Below are 15,114 nucleotides of genomic sequence, written 5' to 3'. Positions count from 1 at the left end.
TTCGTATTAGTCCTTTTGGCGCAGCCAGGTTTCAAAACGGTAGCGAGTACCAGTGGAAGAGACATGCCAATCGGCATCATCTGAATCTAGTGAAGGATCAGTTGCACCGATAACGAAGTCTTCAGACAGTTGCGGCGCAGACGTGTCCCCGGCAGGTTCCAGATCCAATTTGGTGATCACGGCGACGTCCAGCAAATCCAGCGCTTGCGCGTAAACCTTGCCACCACCGATGATCCAGACCTCTTCGCCGCCATCAGCCTTGCGCGCCAAGGCTAGTGCTTCGTCCAAAGTTGACGCCGGAACCGCGCCGTCCTTGCGCAACTGATCGTGGAGATCAGACTGGGCGGTGAGCACCACATTGGTACGTCCTGGAAGGGGGCGGAACTTTTCCGGGAAGGAATTCCATGTAGCGCGTCCCATAATGACAGGATGGCCCGCGGTGATGCGCTTGAAGTGAGCCAAGTCTTCGGGGACATGCCATGGCATAGAGCCTTGGGCACCGATGATTCCGTTGTTCGCCTGAGCCCAAATGGCTCCGAGTAGCGGTTCTAGCCGCTCGGCATGGCGCGGTGCTTCGGTCATACGGCGACAGTTCCCTTGATGGTTGGGTGATGCTGGTAATCATTGATGCTGAAGTCTTCTAGCGTGTAGTCAAAGATTGACTCAGGCTTGGACGTGAAGCTCAACGTTGGGTACGGGTAAGGATCGCGGCTGAGCTGTTCCTTAACCTGTTCTAGGTGGTTGGTGTAGATGTGCACGTCGCCGCCGGTCCAAATGAATTCACCGGGCTCAAGATCCAGCTGTTGTGCCAGCATCATGGTCAGCAGAGCGTAGGAAGCGATGTTGAAAGGCACACCCAGGAACATGTCTGCGCTGCGCTGATAAAGCTGGCAGGAGAGTTTGCCATCGGCTACATAAAACTGGAAGAAAACGTGGCATGGGGGCAAAGCCATGTTTTGAATTTCCGAGACATTCCAGGCCGAGACGATGTGACGACGGGAGTCGGGGTTATTTTTGAGGGACTCAACCAGCTGAGAAATCTGATCGATGTGGCCACCGTCTGGGGTTGGCCAGCTACGCCACTGCACGCCGTAGACGGGGCCGAGTTCTCCGTCTTCATCGGCCCACTCATTCCAGATACGCACGCCCTGATCCTGCAGCCACTTCACATTGGATTCACCACGCAAGAACCACAGCAGTTCAGCCGCGACCGACTTAAAATGCACTCGCTTGGTGGTGATCAGAGGGAAGGAATCTTGAAGATCAAAGCGGATTTGGCGACCAAAAACGGAGATAGTTCCGGTTCCGGTGCGGTCTTCTTTGGAAGTACCGTTTTCCAGCACATCCTTGAGCAAGTCTTCATAAGGCGTCGCAATGTTCACGCAACCAAGTTTAGTTCACCCGCACTTTGCACAGAACACCTGATCGAGATGACTCTTCTCGCATGAAACGAATTTAGTTGGGTTTGACGACCATGGAGTTGTATTCAGGATAGCGACGCAGATAATCCTGAACATAGCTGCATTCAGGAATGATCTTCAGTCCTTCATTATTAAAGCGATCCAGTACCAGCGTCACCAGGGCGCGTGCGTAGCCACGGCGGCCAAATTCTTCATTGATGATGGTGTGCTGGATCGTTACCACGTCGCCTTCTTGGTAGTAACCCAAGAAACCGACAAATGTAGAACCATGCCACAGCGAAAAGCGTCCACGACTTTCATCATGGTCAAGGCGCAGACCCTGGTGCACAACTTTATCCACTGGTTGATGCGGTTGTTGGGCATTCATGGCTTTACCTCGATTGACGATCGATAACATCTGTTGAATACAGTCTTATCCCTAATCGGAGCCGAATGCAACGGGTATGGACAGTTCAGGAGGATAAAGCAAGACCCCGCTGTGAGGCGGGGTCTTGCCGGTGATTAGTCGTGGAATGGGGCGTGGACTTCAAAGGAAACAATCCGAGGTTTTGCACCTTGAACTTGCTGCGCGACAATTAGCGAACCGGGTTCAAGGTAGGGGTCTACCTTAGGTAAGCAATCGGCTAATTTAGGCGAGGAGTTTTTCGCCAGAACTTCCAGTACCAAGGGGAGGACTGGTCGGTGTGTACAGATGGCCTGGGAACGATATTTATCAAAAAGCTTCTGAACGGCGCGACGGGCTCTCTCCGGATGCCTCATGGCCGAATGCTCGGTGATTGCCCTGACATTCTTCATTTTCATGGCATGCAAATTGGCATAAGGCGCCAAAGTCTGGACACAACGCAACCACGGGGATGAAGCGATATGGGCCGGTTGCCATGCTTCGAGCATCCGTGAAACTGCCTGCGCCTGACGACGTCCGGTAGCTGCCAAAGGACGCTCGCCCTCGGCACGAGTCCAATTGCCACGTGGCTTCGCCTTGGCATGCCGGACAATCAAAACCGGAACTGCATCAAGCGTCCCATTCTTGTGTGCCTTGATGAGGTCCGCAAGAGGCTGTGCATCGGTGGGGTTGGTTAAGAGCTGGCCAGCCTTTTTGGCACTCACCCACTGTGTGGTGTCGCATTCTGCGCCATCTGGGTCAATCTGCGTACGATGGTCGGTTTTGGCCGCCCAGTAGTACACCACCTTGGACTTTTGCTTGACCGAATAAGCTGTCGCCGAGAGTGGGATGCCGAGCGTAATGCGCAATCCTACTTCTTCACGCACTTCACGCACTGCGCACTCTGCGATGGACTCTCCAGGATCGAGCTTGCCCTTAGGCCATGACCAATCGTCATACTTTGGACGATGAATCAACAGAACTTGCAATTTGTTGTCAATAATCCGCCATGGGATGGCGCCAGCTGCGATGATGTCGAAGTCACCAAGGGTGATTTCCTCGGCATCTACCGAGCGAACGATTTCACGAACTCGCAAAGCGGCTTCGTGTAGTTGAGACTCTGACACTAGCTGTTACGTCCACTGTTTCGTCGGCGGGCATGGTCATCGATGAGCCAGAACTGAATGTCGGTGAGCGGATTACCTTCTTCGTCCTGGGAGTGGCGAGTCCATTCCCCATCCGAGTTCAGATGCCAAGAAGCGGTGGTATCAGCCATGTACAGATTCAACTGCTTGATCATGTCCTCAACGTCCTCAGGATTACGCAAGGAGACCAGTGCTTCAACTCGACGGTCCAAGTTACGGTGCATCATGTCCGCAGAGCCAATGTAAACCAGCGGTTCCCCACCGTTGGCAAACAGGAACACGCGACTGTGTTCCAAGAAACGACCCAAGATTGAACGAACTTCGATATTGTCGCTCAGCCCTGGTACTCCCGGACGCAGTGCACAGATACCGCGGACGATGACCTCAACCTTGACGCCTGCCTGGCTAGCTCGATACAAAGCATCGATGATTGCTTCATCAACGATGGAGTTGACCTTGATGACGACCTTGGCTTCGATACCGGATTTTGCGTTGGCAATTTCCTTCTCGATATGTGCCAACAAGCCCGTGCGTACCGAACGGGGTGCAACAAGCAGACGGCTGTAAGTTGAGCGTGGAGCATAACCGGAAAGCTGGTTAAAGAGCTTGGAAACATCCTCGCCAACGGTGTCATCGCAAGTGAGCAAACCGAAGTCTTCGTAGTACCGTGCGGTACGTGGGTGGTAGTTACCAGTACCGATGTGGCAGTATCGGCGCAACTTATCGCCTTCGCGGCGGACCACCAATGACAGCTTGGAGTGCGTCTTGAGGCCGACGATGCCATAGACCACGTGGACGCCGGCCTGCTCCAGTTTCCTAGCCCAAGAGATATTGGCCTGCTCATCAAAGCGTGCCTTGATTTCGACGAGTGCCAAAACCTGCTTGCCTGCCTCAGCAGCATCAATCAGAGCATCAACAATCGGGGAGTCACCACTGGTGCGGTACAGGGTCTGCTTGATTGCCATGACCTTAGGGTCAGCAGCAGCCTGCTCTAAGAACGCCTGAACGCTCGTTGAGAACGAATCGTAGGGGTGATGCAACAAGATGTCGCGGCGACGAACTGCAGCAAAGACGTTGGCGGCCTTAGCAGTTTCCGATTCGTTCAGGTGGCTTGAAGTGTGGCCGACATGCTTTGGATAGTGCAACTCCGCACGGTCCAAGGAAGCGATGACACCCAGGCCTCGCAGATCCAGCGGTGCTGGGAGCTTGAAGACTTCGTCTTCGTCTACGCCCAGTTCCCTGGTGAGCAGATCCATGATTTCAGGATTGATGTCATCAGCAACTTCAAGACGCACCGGAGGGCCAAAGCGACGACGCAACAGTTCCTTCTCCAGAGCCTGAAGCAGGTTTTCTGCGTCGTCTTCTTCTACTTCCAAGTCCTCGTTACGGGTAACGCGGAAGAAGTGGTGTTCAACGATTTCCATGCCTGGGAACAGCAACTCAAGGTGTACTGCGATCAGTGCTTCAAGAGGAATGAAACGTGCGGTGCGATGTGAAGAATGCGCAGCTCGCGTTCCATCGATGCTGATCAGGCGAGCAATGGTATCGGGCACCTTGAGTCGAGCAAAGAGTTGCTTGCCGGTCAGTGGGTTGCGGACAACAACCGCTAGGTTCAGAGACAAACCTGAGATGTATGGGAATGGGTGTGCCGGATCTACGGCAAGTGGAGTGAGTACTGGGAAGACCTGTGCAACAAACCACTTGGAAAGCACATCGCGTTCGCTGGCTGAGAGGTCTTCCCAAGTTGTAATACGGATACCCTGTTCGGCTAGGTCAGGGGCAACCGATTCGGAAAAGACGTTTGCGTGTCGGGTCTGCAAAGAGTGAGCCGAAGACAGTAGCAGTTCCAGCTGATCCACCGGGTTCATCCCGTTGGCCGCTGGAACCGCCAAGCCGGCGGCGATACGCCGCTTAAGCCCCGCAACTCGAACCATGAAGAATTCGTCGAGGTTCGAAGCGAAAATTGATAAGAAGTTCACACGTTCCAGTAATGGAAGGTTAGTGTCTTCGGCTAGTTCGAGAACACGAGCGTTAAAGTGCAACCAGCTCAGTTCACGATCGAGAAAACGTTCGTTTTGAAATTCTCCCTCAGGATGTAAATCCGGGAGTGAATCAGCAGGCTCTATTCTGTCTTCATTGACTTTAGAAGAGGGAACGTCGCGTAATTGAGAAGTAGTTTCCTGGGGGGAGCTAGTCATCTGCTGAACTCATTTCTTCCTGCGAGGAGATGCCAAAACACCTCGTGAGCGCGGTCCTATTAGTACATGAAACCGCTGATACTTCTAGTCTATCGTTTTCGGACCATACATAATGTCAGCGTCCCAAAGTGTGAAGCCCAATGAACGATAGAGCTTGACAGCGGGTTCGTTCTCGGCATCGACATAGAGGATGACGGGGTCGACTCCGAGCTCCAACAGGTAGTTGACACCAGTGATAGTCAACGACCGACCCAAGCCCAATCCCTGTGCCTCGGGAACAACACCAACTACATAGACTTCACCGCTGGGGCGAACAGCATCACCGGAAGCTGGGTGAATCTTGGTCCAGTGGTAGGCCAACAGGTTTTGCTCGGCATCAAAGGCCAGGAAGAAACCTGAGGGGTCAAACCAGTCCTCGGCCATACGGGAATCGAGATCAGAGAGGGTCAGGGAACCCTGCTCTGGATGGTGTGCAAAGGCCTTGGCGTTAGCCTCAAGCCAAGCAGGCTCGTCTTCGCCCACACGGAAACTGCGGACCGAGATACGGCGATCTGCCGGAGCTTCCTCAATGTAGTCGGTACCTTCACGACGCATCCGGTATAGCTCACGGACACGGCTTAGACCAGTCTTCTCGGCGAGCTTCTTGGCTGCTTCGTGGTCACCGTGTGCCCACGCCTGAACTTTGGTTAGATCAACAATCTCATTGAGCTTGGTCAGCAGTGCGCGGCCAATACCGGCCTGTCGGTGGTTGGGGTGAACCACGAGTTCCAGTACCCATGGCTGATCTTGTGCCTCGCGCACAAGAACTGCGATGCCTGCCAGAACGGCATCGGAGCCTTCACCAACTTCAGCGAGCAACGTGATGATGTTCTCATCTGTTTCATCGGCTGCTAAAGCGACCAGCGTTTGGTCGCTCAGTGGGGGATTACCGTCGACATCCTGGGCTTGTGTAGCTAAGCGACGGACATCGCTCAGGGTGCGCTCATCAAGCTCCGCGGGCACGTGGTGAATCGATACTGTGGTCTGTGGCAGTTCACTCATGTCTTTCACGATAGTGGGTGAATGAATGAACTGGCCATAAATTAGCTGAAAGTTATGCTTCGGTATGGAAACGGTAACCGACGTTACGAACTGTTCCGATGAGTTGTTCGTGGTCAGTGCCTAGCTTGGCGCGTAAACGACGGACGTGAACATCAACGGTGCGAGTGCCACCGTAATAGTCGTAACCCCAGACTTCATGCAATAACTGTTCACGGGTGAACACTCGACCTGGGAACTGAGCTAGATACTTTAGAAGCTCAAATTCTTTGTAGGTAAGATCCAGCATGCGGCTATCAATGCGAGCGGTGTAGCTCAGTTCATCGATACGCAATCCTGAAGTGTTCTCTGCTGGTTCTGGAGTAGGCGCAACGACGGGGCTAGCTGCGAGCATCAAACGAATACGCGCGTCAAGTTCTGCCGGTATCGCTGAGGGCAAGAGAAAGTCAGCTGCGTGCCACTCAGAATTTAGAATCCCCAACGCGCCTTCGCTAACAACTAGCAATAGCGGCAAGTTAAGATTCGTGTGGAGGATTTGTGCCAAAGACCGAGCTGGAATTAAGTCCGTACGCGCATCTAGGATGATGGCGTCACATTCAGGAACCTGATTCAGCGATTCGGTGCTGGCCGGGAGAAAAGAAATCTCATGCAGTAGTAATTCGAGTGCTGGAAGAACTTCGGCAGCGTTTTCGGCATGATTGCTAAGTAGCAGTAGGTGGGCCAATAGCTCGTCCTCCTGCCAAGTGGTTGCGAATTAATCATCTTTACGTGTCACAGTATAAGGAATGAATTCGTTGAATCATGCATGTGAACACGCAGATGCAGACACATTACCGTCAGGAAACATAGATTGAGAATCAAAGTTTTATTGTGCGGGCTAGTTGCTGTCGCCCTATTAACCGGGGCTGCAAGCCTCTCAGAACTGACATGGCCCATGGGCATGGTCACCGCAATATTACAGCTGGTTTTTGCCTACACTTGGCCGCGAATGGTCCGCTCTGATGCCCCATGGCCAATCACCATTATTCTGGCCCTAAGCTCACTAGCTGCAACTGCCGCAACAGTATTTATGCCCGGTTCCTCGGTCATGTCACATAGCGTAGAAGTTATCGCCGTCGGAGTGCTGTTGGTATTCATCTCGCAAGTTTTGCGCGGAGCTGCAGCAGAAGGTCGACTGGCCGGAGTCGTCTCTGGCGTTACCGGTATGGTGTTGGCCGTCTTAGGTTCAGCATGGGCCGCCAGCGCGCAAGTCGGCTACGGGTTTGGGCTCACCGTCACCACAGTTATTTCTTTGCTTGGTGCCGGGGCAGTCGTTGTTACCCGCTTGCCCAACAGAATGACCATGATCTTGGCACCACTTATAGCTGTTGCTTTAGGCGCGGCCGCCAGTGCATTGCCCATAGATATCCTGTGGTTCCAGGGTGCAGTCATTGGCCTGCTTGTTGGGCTACTTGTCGGGTCATTACGCGCCCTGGCACTGGCTAGCCGAAGCGTTCGGAATATCAGCGGAATTCTTGGTCTTTCCTGCGGAATTATTCTGATCAGCGGTGCCGCCAGCTGGTATGCCATGGAGGTTCTGGCGTTCATTTAGCGCAACATGATGCGCGGTACGTCACGTGTGTCGAAGTTATGCTTCGTCTCGCGCTAAGATGAAGCCATGAATGAAAATTATCTTGCACTCGAAATTTTCTTCCAGGCACTAGTTGTTATCGCCGGTCTAGGCATGGCGGGCTTCGCAGGCTTGGTAGTCAAGCGCCTCTTCCAAGGTCAGAAGTAAAAACAGCGCACACAACAACGTGTGCGCTGTTTTCATTTCTCTACTGACGAATTTAGGAGCGAGCAGTCCATGGCATTTGATCTCCCTACGGACCTCACCCCGGAACTAGTACCTTTCGCATGGCTCATCGGCACTTGGGAAGGTGCTGGTCGACTTGGCGAAGGCGAAGCCGAGGACGAGTACTTTTGGCAACAAGTCACTTTCCGTGACGTTGGCGGCCCTTATCTTGAATACCGCAGCGAAGCGTGGCTTACCGAGGCCGACGGAACGAAGTTGCGGATCCTTGCCGTTGAAAACGGTTTCTGGTCTCTAGACCGACAACAACAAGACGCTGACGCTGGCCCGGGTATGACTCCGGGCGATATCTTCCCGGTACTGCGTTCAGCTGACGATGTGCAGAAGCTTCACACCGATGAAGGTTTTAAGATTCAGGCGCACATCGTCCATCCTGGCGGCCTGTCTGAGCTCTATTACGGACTGATTGACGGTCCACGAATCCAGTTAGCAACTGAAGGCCTGTTACGCAGTAAAAATGCGAAAGCATATGCTTCCTCAACCCGTATTTACGGTTTGGTCAACGGTGAACTGTTCTGGCGTTGGGATGTTTCCCAAGGCAACCTCGATCTGCAAGCACACGCCTCAGCTGCGCTTAAGCGAGTCGTCGCCGAAGACTCGGTGAACTAACCATGAGCACTGGTTACCATTCGCCGCTTTTACAGCGTGCAGGCGCAGTGGAAGCTGGCGGCGTTGATGCTGGCGTGGCCGCGCACTACGGTGCCCCGACTCGTGAGGCACGGAAACTGGCTGAAGGTCAGGCCATTGCGGACTTGAGCCATTTCGATGTACTGGAGATCCGTGGTGATGATCGCCAGAGCTGGCTTGATACGCTGAGCACCCAACGCATAAATACGCTGAAGCCTTCACAGAGCACACAAACGTTGTTGCTCTCGGTCCAAGGTCGCATCGAGCACGAGATGAAGGTGCTTGTTGATGAAGACCGCCTAGTTCTCATCGTGGAACCAGGTGCGGCAGCTGCACTGGAAGAGTTCTTGAACTCCATGCGTTTCATGTTGCGCGTCGAGGTCAACAACTTGTCTCAGACTCATGGAGTGTTGGCGGCAACCCGCCCCATTCCAAGCGCCGGAACATTGATCTGGACCGATCCATGGCCGGGCGTCACCCCAGGCGGGTGGGCTTATTCGCGTGAAGATCACCCAGGTTCGGAACGTCCTTGGTTATTGCATGTGGTGGCACTAGATGATCTGGTCTCCGCCGTAGCTGACGAAGAACTCGCCGGAATGATGGCAGTTGAAGCGTTGCGTATTGCCGCGTGGGAACCACGCTTCGGCGCGGAAATCGACGAGAAGACCATCCCACATGAGCTGGACTGGTTGCGTACCGCAGTGCATCTGGAAAAGGGCTGCTATAAGGGTCAGGAAACGATTGCTCGTGTGCACAACATCGGGCATCCGCCTCGCCGGGTAGTGTTCCTCGACCTAGATGGTTCAATGCACACCCTCCCTGCTCCTGGCTCAGAAGTTAAGTTGGGGGAGCGGACAGTTGGCCGTGTCACTTCAGCAACGCTGCACTATGAAGCTGGACCGATCGCCTTGGCCGTGGTCAAACGCAATGTTGATCCAGAAGCTGTTTTGAGTGTTGTCGACGGTGAAACCAGCTACCCTGCGTCGCAGGAAGTCATCGTCGCACCCGACGCTGGTCAGGTTGCAGGACGCTTTACTGGATTCCTTCGTACGCCGCCTCAAGGCTAGGGCAACGCGCCGAAGGTATCGTTCAATGAACTAAGGGGTGGGCTGGCAATGCTAAGCATTGCCAGCCCACCCCTTAGCTCGTTTCAAGATTATCCGAAGAGAATCGCAGCTTCCTCGTAGCGGTCCATCGGAACACGCTTAAGGTTATTGAGCGCGGCGCGCAACGGAACCCGCAAAACCTTGGTTCCGTGCAGGGCCACCATCGTGCCCCAAGCGTTTTCGTTAACCGAGTTCACGGCGGCCATACCCAAACGGGTGGCCAATACACGGTCGAAAGCAGTCGGAACGCCGCCACGCTGGATATGTCCCAGCACGGTTGCACGAGTCTCAATGCCGGTGCGCTCTTCAAGAAGTGGAGCGAGCATTTCACCAATGCCACCGAGTCGTGCACGACCAAAGGTATCCACGCCACGTACCGAGAACGCTTCTTCCATACCCTCAGGGACAAAGCCCTCGGCTACGACTACCAATGGTGCACGACCACGCTCATGCGCTTCGGTGACCCACTCGCAGATCTGTTCCATGGGGGTGGACACCTCTGGGATCAAGATTGCGTGGGCGCCTGAGGCCATGCCAGCGTGCATGGCAATCCAGCCAACGTGTCGACCCATGACTTCGGCAACCATGCAACGGTGATGCGAGTCGCCAGTGGTGCGCAGGCGGTCGATGGCTTCCACAGCAATTTGGTTGGCCGTGTCGAACCCGAAGGTGTAATCGGTAGCGTCAAGGTCATTGTCAATGGTCTTGGGAACACCAACGATCGGCAGCCCCTCGGCACACAAACGCTGCGCACCAGCCAGGGTACCTTCTCCACCAATGGCAATCAGCGCGTCAATGTTGTTGTCCTTCAGGACACGGGAGATGTTTTCTGCGCCGCCGAGCTCACCTTCAAAGGCGTTGGTACGCGAGGTACCAAGAATAGTTCCACCCTGCTTAGCGATGCCTCGAACAGCGGTACGTGGCAGGTCAAAGAAGTCTCCTTCTTTGACGCCCCGCCAACCGTCACGGAAGCCGACGAATTCGTAGTCGTAGCTCTTGATGCCGTTCAGGACGGCTCCTCGGATGACGGCATTCAGGCCTGGGCAGTCTCCGCCTGAGGTCATGATTCCAACGCGCATTGGGCCTCGCTTTGTAAACGTGGAAAGCCTCGTGCAGTAGAGAAGGTGCAATTTTCATGGCAACAGCACTAGTGCGACGAAGATTTCCATTCGGATGTCAATTAATTTCCGCGCGCCATTGAGCATCAATTCTGCATGACAGTCTACGTGCTTAAAGCCACAAGGGCGAGTTGCAGGCCACTGAAGTAACCGCATCTCGCCCTGTATTGGGAACTAGCTTGGTGAATTCCGCGAAACATTACGGAAATCTTGAGATCCTAAAACTTTCGAATCCAGTCCTGCAAAATGATGCTGTTGTCCTGAGCTGGAATCAGAATCCAAGCAACGATGTAGGCACCGATTCCGAAGACTGGAAGTAAGAAGGAAAGTAGCAACGCAATACGGACAATGGTGACATCCCAACCGAACTTGTCGGCGATGCCTCCAGCGACTCCGCCAGCAATACGAGCTGGCCCGCGACGGAGTGGCATTTTACGTAGGGAGTTGAAGAACTGGTCCATGGTGAATCTCCTTGTGCTTGAGGTAGCTAATAGTTGGGGATTAGAGGTTAGGGTCGGTGGGGGCTGGGATTTCCGACTCGCTTCGGCGGCGTTTGCCGGCTGCGGAAAGTCCGGAGATGATCATTGCTACGCCTGCAAAGGCGACAACAATGATCAAAAACAGCGGCATGTCAAAGCTCCAATGGAAGATGGTCCGGCTCAGCGTAGCCAGTGACACCACAATCAGGATGAGGCCGAATACCAACGTTCCGGTAGGGAACTTTTTGGGTTGTAGAGAATCATGGTTCATGGTGCTCAGTCCTTAGAATTCCGGGGTGATTACGGCAGGGGTGCTGGTACTGGCTACCTCGGTCCCGAAGGAGGAGAAGAGGCCATCAACTTTGATCGTCAGCAGCGGTGTGTTCTCAGGTACCTGTCCTTGATCCTGTGGCAGCTCAAGATCCGACTGGGAGTTGAAGACACCGTCGGTGATTACCTTGACTGGCACATTCGGCGGGAGTTTGAGGTCCAACCGGGAGAAGACTGAATCAACTTCCACTGTAGTCGGCGTTGAGATCGAGTTGAGGTAGGTCAGATCGATAGTCGAGCGACTGAAGACAGCGCTGTAAGCATTAGCATCTGACTCGGAACGGACAACCTGACGGTCTTGGGTTCCCAATGAACTGCCGGAGAAAATCAGCGTCAGGACAAGCAAGGGAATTCCTAAGCCCAACAACCCACCACTGGTGCGCCGTACCAGGGACGCCAGCACAATGGCCACCCCAGTGACAAGTAGTCCGGCTGCCAGGGCGACGCTCCAACCAGCTCCGGGCAAATCGAGAATGTGAAGGTAGTCGGCACACAATACTGCGGCCATCACCAGAACACTCAAACCGACGATTGTTGTGGCCAGCCACCCTGGAACGGGTTCGCCTAACTGAGCCTTTCGGGAAGCCTTGCTCTGATAGGCATCTTTGTCATAAGGCCGTGTGTATTTGGGATCAGGAGTATACGAGTAGTCGTAACCGCTGCTCTGTTGCCTTGGATCTGGTCCTTGCGAAGCCATGGTTTCCTCCTGATCAAAGTAGTTCGTACTGGACGTCGGTGATTTTGGGGGAACGCTGGAGCTAAAGCTCGAAGTATCTTTGCGCCAGGTTTTTTCCATCGCTGTGCTGTGAGTCGTATTGTCAGTTTTGCTTGCAGCCGTCGGTGTGTCCTTATAAGGCTTGGCCGCACGAGGCCTTTCGAACTTGGTGTTCTTCCGGCTGAAAACAATGAAGAGGACCGCTGCCACGATGGCTATTGGCCACAGCACCGGAGCCACCGAATCCAAGATCCATTGGGCCGGGAAGATGCCCAAGAAAACGAGCAGTACCGATCCGGTCATCCCGCTGGTCCACTCTTTGTTCAGTGCACGTTCCAGATGGATACGTCCTTGTTCGTCAGGCAGTAGTGCCCACGCCAGACCGTAAAGAATGAGACCTAAGCCGCCGAGAAAGCTCAGTACGACAACAATGCCACGCGCCAGAATTACGTCGATCTTGAAATAATCGGCGATACCTGTGGCAACACCACCAAGCCACCGCGACTCTTTGCGGATGATTGGTGATTTGCTTAGTTGAAGGAAAAAGCCTCGACGCTCGGCCCGTGAAGTGTTCATGCTTCAATGTTCTCGTGAATATGGGTGCCACCGCTATGAGGGGATACCCTGAACTTCCCCTAGGGGTGCCCCTAGAAGTAGTGATCAAGCACCAAAAATTCTTCATAACGTGTTTGACTTAGAAGCATGGAAAGCCCTGAACGAAGCCTCTTGGTGCGCAGCGAACATCGTATGATCGCCGGCGTCAGTGGCGGTTTGGCTGCGCATCTGGGAATCCCGCTGAATTATGTACGTCTAGGCTTCATCGCGTTGAGCGCCCTCGGCGGCATCGGCATCCTGCTGTATGCGTGGCTCTGGGTCTTTGTTCCTAGCGCGGAAGAAGCCCAGGCGGATGAAATCCGATCTTGGGGCACTCGGACGCGTAGCCTTGCCGAAGAGATGAATCGGGTTCAGCAAGGTTTTTTCCGATCTCGTGAAGGCTGGGAGAAGAACTCCTCTTGGCGTGAAATGCTGATCGGTTGTGGACTGTTAGTTCTCGCCGTCCTAGCCTTGGCGCAATGGGCCGGGTGGAATATTCGCTGGGATCTTATCTGGCCCTCCGTAGGGATCCTCGCCGGCATCCTCGTGGCGTGGCTGCAACTAGACGCTCAAGTCATCAAACCGGGGGCGAAGAAATCGGCGCCACTACTGATTCGCCTTGGACTAGGACTTGTCTTGGTTATTGGCGGTCTACTGGCCATCCTCAGCGGTTCCGTGGGAGTGGCAGATCTTCTCGGTGGCATGTGGGCTGCCCTAGCGATCATTGTCGGCGCCGTGGTAGTTCTACTGCCTTGGGGTACCAGACTATGGCGCGACTTCCTCGCCGAGCGTAGCTCTAGACAAGCAGCGGCCCAACGCGCAGAGTTCGCCGCACACCTTCACGACTCGGTCTTGCAGACTTTAGCCGTCATACAAAAACGAAGTGAAGACCCAGCGGCCGTGCGGACCCTGGCCCGCATTCAAGAGCGAGAGTTGCGTCAGTGGCTCTATGGGAATCAAGACCTAGACGATGAAGATGTAGTTGTTGAGGTGCAACGTGAGGCCAGCGACATAGAGCAATTGCTCCTAAAGAACGTAGAAGTCATTGCGGTGGGGAATGCCCAAGGATTTGACGGTCAGCAGGCATTGGTCGCCGCCACTAGGGAAGCGATGATGAATGCTGCAAAACATGCGCCGGGCAAAATTTCTGTTTATCTTGAATGCTCTGAGGATGTCGTAGAAGTTTTCGTCCGTGACCGTGGGACTGGTTTTGAGCTCGCGGATATCCCAGAAGACCGGCATGGTGTGCGGGAATCGATTATTGGGCGCATGCAGCGAGCTGGTGGGAAGGCCGAGATTAGAAGCAGCGAAACCGGCACCGAAATACAGCTGAGCATGCCTCGAATTACAACGCAGGAAGAGACACATTCGTGAGTACTGAAAATAATGTCCAAAGCTATCGTGTAGTCCTGGTTGATGACCATGCGATTTTTCGTTCCGGCCTCAAAGCGGATCTGGCTAGCGACATGCATATTGTGGGGGAGGCTGGGACCGTTGAAGAAGCTACCGCGGTAATTACCGAGCAAAAACCCGATGTGGTGTTGCTCGACGTGCACTTGCCAGGTGGTCGGGCCGGCGGCGGCGCAGAAGTATTGAAGAACTGCACCCAGTTGTTGGGTTCAACTAAATTCTTGGCGCTGAGCGTTTCTGACGCAGCACAAGACGTGGTCACGGTGATTCGTGCCGGGGCACGCGGATATGTCACCAAGAGCATTTCCGGCGAGGAAATTTCAGATGCTGTACGTCGAGTGGCAGCCGGCGATGCGGTATTTTCACCGCGCCTTGCAGGATTTGTGCTTGATGCTTTCGGTGGAAGTAGCGCTGTCTCGGAGATTGATGAAGAACTAGATTTGCTCTCAGACCGCGAATTGCAGGTCATGCGACTGATTGCCCGTGGCTACAGTTACAAGGAAGTAGCTTCAGAGTTGTTCATCTCGGTGAAGACTGTGGAATCTCACGTCTCAAACGTCTTACGTAAACTTCAATTATCTAATCGCCATGAGCTCACCCGGTGGGCCGTTGACCGCAAGATCCTCTAAGTATTTCAATGCATAAAAGCCTGCGGGTGACCCAAGAAAATTCTTGGGTCACCCGCAGGCTTTTTAGAAC

Annotated in this window: 16 protein-coding genes; 5 read left to right on the top strand and 11 right to left on the bottom strand. The window is 54.0% G+C overall.

Going from position 1 to position 15,114, the window contains the following annotated elements:
* Positions 1–6: 6 nt before the first annotated feature.
* The 7 genes from QMQ05_RS11805 to QMQ05_RS11775 all read right to left on the bottom strand — a co-directional run bounded on the left by QMQ05_RS11805 (position 7) and on the right by QMQ05_RS11775 (position 6,908).
* Positions 7–582, bottom strand: coding sequence for a dihydrofolate reductase (locus tag QMQ05_RS11805; protein WP_345470246.1), 576 nt, complete (start codon positions 580–582; stop codon positions 7–9).
* Positions 579–1,382, bottom strand: a complete 804-nt coding sequence (locus QMQ05_RS11800) for a thymidylate synthase (protein WP_058254927.1) — start codon at positions 1,380–1,382, stop codon at positions 579–581. Before QMQ05_RS11800 ends, QMQ05_RS11805 begins: the two co-directional genes overlap by 4 nt.
* A 73-nt stretch (positions 1,383–1,455) precedes the next feature.
* On the bottom strand, positions 1,456–1,788 hold the full coding sequence (locus QMQ05_RS11795) for a GNAT family N-acetyltransferase (RefSeq protein WP_058254926.1): 333 nt from the start codon (positions 1,786–1,788) through the stop codon (positions 1,456–1,458).
* A gap of 134 nt (positions 1,789–1,922) precedes the next feature.
* Positions 1,923–2,885, bottom strand: a complete 963-nt coding sequence (locus QMQ05_RS11790) for an NUDIX hydrolase (RefSeq protein WP_434063198.1) — start codon at positions 2,883–2,885, stop codon at positions 1,923–1,925.
* Positions 2,886–2,929: 44 nt separating this feature from the next.
* Positions 2,930–5,146 (bottom strand): RNA degradosome polyphosphate kinase, encoded by a 2,217-nt coding sequence (locus QMQ05_RS11785; protein ID WP_345470241.1) that lies wholly within the window; start codon positions 5,144–5,146, stop codon positions 2,930–2,932.
* 84 nt (positions 5,147–5,230) lie between these two features.
* Complete coding sequence (gene mshD, locus QMQ05_RS11780; protein WP_345470240.1) at positions 5,231–6,187, bottom strand: mycothiol synthase; 957 nt, start codon at positions 6,185–6,187, stop codon at positions 5,231–5,233.
* 52 nt (positions 6,188–6,239) lie between these two features.
* Positions 6,240–6,908, bottom strand: coding sequence for a winged helix-turn-helix domain-containing protein (locus QMQ05_RS11775; protein WP_345470238.1), 669 nt, complete (start codon positions 6,906–6,908; stop codon positions 6,240–6,242).
* A 126-nt stretch (positions 6,909–7,034) separates the two neighbouring features.
* Here QMQ05_RS11775 and QMQ05_RS11770 point away from each other — a divergent pair, with 126 nt between their 5' ends.
* The 3 genes from QMQ05_RS11770 (at position 7,035) to QMQ05_RS11760 (ending at position 9,730) form a co-directional block, all read left to right on the top strand.
* Complete coding sequence (locus QMQ05_RS11770) at positions 7,035–7,775, top strand: hypothetical protein (protein ID WP_345470236.1); 741 nt, start codon at positions 7,035–7,037, stop codon at positions 7,773–7,775.
* Positions 7,776–8,030: 255 nt separating this feature from the next.
* Positions 8,031–8,645, top strand: a complete 615-nt coding sequence (locus QMQ05_RS11765) for an FABP family protein (protein ID WP_345470234.1) — start codon at positions 8,031–8,033, stop codon at positions 8,643–8,645.
* Positions 8,646–8,647: 2 nt separating this feature from the next.
* Positions 8,648–9,730 (top strand): YgfZ/GcvT domain-containing protein, encoded by a 1,083-nt coding sequence (locus QMQ05_RS11760; protein WP_345470232.1) that lies wholly within the window; start codon positions 8,648–8,650, stop codon positions 9,728–9,730.
* Between the two features lie 89 nt (positions 9,731–9,819).
* Here the strand turns inward: QMQ05_RS11760 and QMQ05_RS11755 are convergent, their stop codons facing one another.
* The 4 genes from QMQ05_RS11755 to QMQ05_RS11740 form a co-directional block, all read right to left on the bottom strand.
* Entirely contained in the window at positions 9,820–10,848 is a 1,029-nt protein-coding gene (locus tag QMQ05_RS11755; protein WP_345470230.1) for a 6-phosphofructokinase, read from the bottom strand.
* Positions 10,849–11,105: 257 nt separating this feature from the next.
* Entirely contained in the window at positions 11,106–11,348 is a 243-nt protein-coding gene (locus QMQ05_RS11750) for a PspC domain-containing protein (protein ID WP_058254918.1), read from the bottom strand.
* Between the two features lie 40 nt (positions 11,349–11,388).
* Positions 11,389–11,637: a hypothetical protein gene (locus tag QMQ05_RS11745; RefSeq protein ID WP_345470226.1), complete on the bottom strand. Its 249-nt coding sequence runs from the start codon at positions 11,635–11,637 to the stop codon at positions 11,389–11,391.
* Between the two features lie 12 nt (positions 11,638–11,649).
* Entirely contained in the window at positions 11,650–12,987 is a 1,338-nt protein-coding gene (locus QMQ05_RS11740; RefSeq protein WP_345470224.1) for a PspC domain-containing protein, read from the bottom strand.
* A gap of 126 nt (positions 12,988–13,113) precedes the next feature.
* Between QMQ05_RS11740 and QMQ05_RS11735 the strand changes: the two genes are divergently transcribed.
* Positions 13,114–14,379, top strand: coding sequence for an ATP-binding protein (locus tag QMQ05_RS11735; protein ID WP_345470223.1), 1,266 nt, complete (start codon positions 13,114–13,116; stop codon positions 14,377–14,379).
* Positions 14,376–15,044, top strand: a complete 669-nt coding sequence (locus QMQ05_RS11730; RefSeq protein ID WP_345470222.1) for a response regulator transcription factor — start codon at positions 14,376–14,378, stop codon at positions 15,042–15,044. Before QMQ05_RS11735 ends, QMQ05_RS11730 begins: the two co-directional genes overlap by 4 nt.
* Positions 15,045–15,114: the final 70 nt, after the last annotated feature.

Source organism: Glutamicibacter sp. B1 (assembly GCF_039602135.1).
Classification (GTDB): Bacteria; Actinomycetota; Actinomycetes; order Actinomycetales; family Micrococcaceae; genus Glutamicibacter; species Glutamicibacter ectropisis.
Note: the sequence above shows the minus strand (reverse complement) of the source record. Positions and strands in the feature narration are given on the sequence as shown.

Excerpts from the sequence above, each read along its gene's own strand:
- QMQ05_RS11745 (WP_345470226.1), bottom strand. The coding sequence starts at position 11,637 with ATGAACCATGATTCTCTACAACCCAAAAAGTTCCCTACCGGAACGTTG.
- mshD (WP_345470240.1), bottom strand. The coding sequence starts at position 6,187 with ATGAGTGAACTGCCACAGACCACAGTATCGATTCACCACGTGCCCGCG.
- QMQ05_RS11735 (WP_345470223.1), top strand. The coding sequence starts at position 13,114 with ATGGAAAGCCCTGAACGAAGCCTCTTGGTGCGCAGCGAACATCGTATG.
- QMQ05_RS11740 (WP_345470224.1), bottom strand. The coding sequence starts at position 12,987 with ATGAACACTTCACGGGCCGAGCGTCGAGGCTTTTTCCTTCAACTAAGC.
- QMQ05_RS11795 (WP_058254926.1), bottom strand. The coding sequence starts at position 1,788 with ATGAATGCCCAACAACCGCATCAACCAGTGGATAAAGTTGTGCACCAG.
- QMQ05_RS11755 (WP_345470230.1), bottom strand. The coding sequence starts at position 10,848 with ATGCGCGTTGGAATCATGACCTCAGGCGGAGACTGCCCAGGCCTGAAT.
- QMQ05_RS11785 (WP_345470241.1), bottom strand. The coding sequence starts at position 5,146 with ATGACTAGCTCCCCCCAGGAAACTACTTCTCAATTACGCGACGTTCCC.
- QMQ05_RS11765 (WP_345470234.1), top strand. The coding sequence starts at position 8,031 with ATGGCATTTGATCTCCCTACGGACCTCACCCCGGAACTAGTACCTTTC.
- QMQ05_RS11760 (WP_345470232.1), top strand. The coding sequence starts at position 8,648 with ATGAGCACTGGTTACCATTCGCCGCTTTTACAGCGTGCAGGCGCAGTG.
- QMQ05_RS11805 (WP_345470246.1), bottom strand. The coding sequence starts at position 582 with ATGACCGAAGCACCGCGCCATGCCGAGCGGCTAGAACCGCTACTCGGA.
- QMQ05_RS11750 (WP_058254918.1), bottom strand. The coding sequence starts at position 11,348 with ATGGACCAGTTCTTCAACTCCCTACGTAAAATGCCACTCCGTCGCGGG.